Origin of the sequence: Exiguobacterium sp. A1_3_1 (genome assembly GCF_048985645.1) — a bacterium.
Taxonomy (GTDB): domain Bacteria; phylum Bacillota; class Bacilli; order Exiguobacteriales; family Exiguobacteriaceae; genus Exiguobacterium_A; species Exiguobacterium_A indicum.
In genome coordinates this window covers 1-2443 of the sequence record NZ_WBYY01000273.1, presented here as the reverse complement: position 1 = coordinate 2443, position 2443 = coordinate 1, and the positions used below count along the sequence as shown (strand labels likewise).

The 2443-nt window shown below is 44.4% G+C and carries 4 protein-coding genes; 2 read left to right on the top strand and 2 right to left on the bottom strand.

The features are described from left to right. Window positions 1-312: 312 nt before the first annotated feature. Together F8N00_RS17610 and F8N00_RS17605 are read right to left on the bottom strand one after the other, a co-directional pair. Window positions 313-945 (bottom strand): NAD(P)H-dependent oxidoreductase, encoded by a 633-nt coding sequence (locus F8N00_RS17610; protein ID WP_023469709.1) that lies wholly within the window; start codon window positions 943-945, stop codon window positions 313-315. Window positions 946-1090: 145 nt separating this feature from the next. After that, window positions 1091-1549, bottom strand: a complete 459-nt coding sequence (locus F8N00_RS17605; RefSeq protein ID WP_023469710.1) for a MarR family winged helix-turn-helix transcriptional regulator — start codon at window positions 1547-1549, stop codon at window positions 1091-1093. Between the two features lie 171 nt (window positions 1550-1720). On the opposite strand from F8N00_RS17605, the gene F8N00_RS17600 reads away from it, so the two are divergent. Together F8N00_RS17600 and F8N00_RS17595 are read left to right on the top strand one after the other, a co-directional pair. Next, entirely contained in the window at window positions 1721-1981 is a 261-nt protein-coding gene (locus F8N00_RS17600) for a hypothetical protein (protein WP_023469711.1), read from the top strand. A gap of 17 nt (window positions 1982-1998) precedes the next feature. Then, on the top strand, window positions 1999-2443 hold a 445-nt coding region (locus F8N00_RS17595; protein ID WP_421018701.1), incomplete at its 3' end, for a LacI family DNA-binding transcriptional regulator.

The window sequence follows — 2443 nt, the reverse complement described above, 5'->3', positions numbered from 1 at the left end:
AGCAGAAAAACGGGTCTTGTTTGTCTCTGACAGCGCAAAATCGCGCTTTTCCTGTAGGAGTGGCGTATGACGTGTCATTCTTTTTATCTCTGGAAAAAGGATAATCAGAGAATCGTTTTGTTCACTCGACATCGCTTCCTAGGGAAAACAAGCAAGAGCGACCCTGCAACGAAGTGAAGCGGCGCGATGCTTGTTCCAGGAAAACGATGCGAGATGAACAAAAAAGCGCAATCTTTCTCGTTAAGAGAAAAATTACGCTTTGTCTTCAGTCTCAAGGCTCCCGACACGGCGGGAGCCTTTTTGACGCTTATCTTATGCGTTGACAGTCGAGAATGAACGACCGAGTTCTTTCGCTTTAGCGATTGCTGCTTCTTTGATTTCTTCTGCTTTTTCTGGGTTCATTGCCATACCTTCGATGAAGAGTGCATCGTAGTCTGTTACACCAGTGAAAGCAAGCGCTTGACGGAGGTAGTCATCACCGAAGTTGAGACCAGATCCTGTGTAGACGCCACCTGTTGCTTGGATGTGGAGTGCTTTTTTGCCTTCCATCAAGCCTTTTGGACCTTCTGCAGTATAAGCGAATGTTTTACCTGCAAGAAGAACGCTGTCGATGTACATTTTGAGACGCGCTGGGAAAGAGAAGTTCCACATTGGTGTGACGAAGACATACTCATCTGCTTCCATGTATTGCTCGAGATGTTTTGTCATCGTACCGACTTTTGCGATCTCCACTTCTGTTAACTCTTCGCCTGTTGCGAATTTGCCCCATGCGCTTAGAACATCTGTATCGATTTCTTGGACTGTTTCGTTATATAGATCAAGAACTTCTACTTCAGCTGAAGGATTCGCTGCTTTGTAGCTTTCGAGGAATGCTTCACCGACTTGAAGGCTGAAAGAGTGTTCTGTAGCTTTCGGGTTAACAGTTACATAAAGTAATTTAGTCATTATTATTTCTCCCTTTTATTTAAAGTAAATTCTGTAACTAAACATACCAACCACCTTTTCGTTTGTCAATTAGTTTGACTTCCAAACGAATAAAAAAAGCTCAAGTCCGTGACCTGAGCTTTCTTGATCTTATGAGTGCTAATTCTTACACATTTTCGAGCGGCGTATAATGTTCGGCTCGTAAACCGATTCGTTTCAACTGATCAATCAACTGTTCCTTTTCAGAAACCGACAAATCGTTAAATAAGTCTGCTAAAAAGGCTTCATGTTTCGGGAATGTCTCTTCCATTAGTTCGCGTCCAGCTTCCGTTAATGTCCCAAACGTGACACGACGATCCGTCGCACATGATTTTCGCGCAATCAACCCACGCTTTTCAAGTTTATCCACGACATACGTCACACTTCCGCTCGTTAATAGAATCTTATCGCCAATTTGTTGTAGAGGCGTGTCCCCTTTGTGGTACAGCAATTCAAGAACTCCGAATTCTGATAAATTCAACTGATGTGTTTTGATGTCTGCCTTCACTTGCTCCGTCACCGCATGCATCGTCCGAGATAGAACAACGAGCATTTTTAATGCCAGCTTCGAGTCTGTCGATTCCATTTTACGTTCGCCCCTCTTTGTGTTGTATCGTCACAATCATAGACTTCTTTGTCTAACTGGTCAATTCTTGCTGAATTTTTCCAATCGATCCACTGCTCAAAAATAGTTCTTGCCGTGAAACGCGTTTCATAGCCTATCGTCTTGATATACACTAAAAAGGAGGTAATCATCATGTCGATTCATACACGGTTAACACAACTGTTTAAACGAAATGTTGCTTTTGAGTGGGCCATCGAACAATTGCATACACCAGCAGGCTATTATTTGTGTCAGCACACGTTGGTCGATCAATACCCTGATTTGTCTCCTCAAGAAAAAATAAGACTGCTCTCAAAAATCAATGAATTGGCTGAGCAGACAGCTCCATTCTCGGCTCCCGTCTCTCGACAGGATTGGCGCCGACTTGAACGACGATTATCTCGTAAGATGTAATCCAGGAGGGATGCGCGATGACGAACATCCGAGACTTGGCACGTGAAGCCAACGTGTCCGTTACGACAGTCTCACGTGTACTAAATGATCATCCTTACGTTGCGAACGAGAAGCGACAAACTGTTCGAGAAGCTATCGAAAAACTCGGATATATCCGTAATCAGACAGCTGTCCATCTATCGACGGGTATGACAAAAACGGTCGGAGTCATGCTTCCGTTCGTTGATCATCCATATCACGCTGCCATTCTTCAAGGCATCGCGCAAGCCGCCTTTGACGCGAGCTATCGGTTCTTGACGTGGCAAACGAATTATGTGGAAACGCATGAGCAACTGGCACTGGATGCGCTGGCGCAACAGGAAATCGACGCACTCATCGTCGTGTCGCACAGTCTTCCCTTATCAGCGATTTTATCGTATGAACAATATGGTCCGATCGTCTTTTGTGAACATCATGAAGATG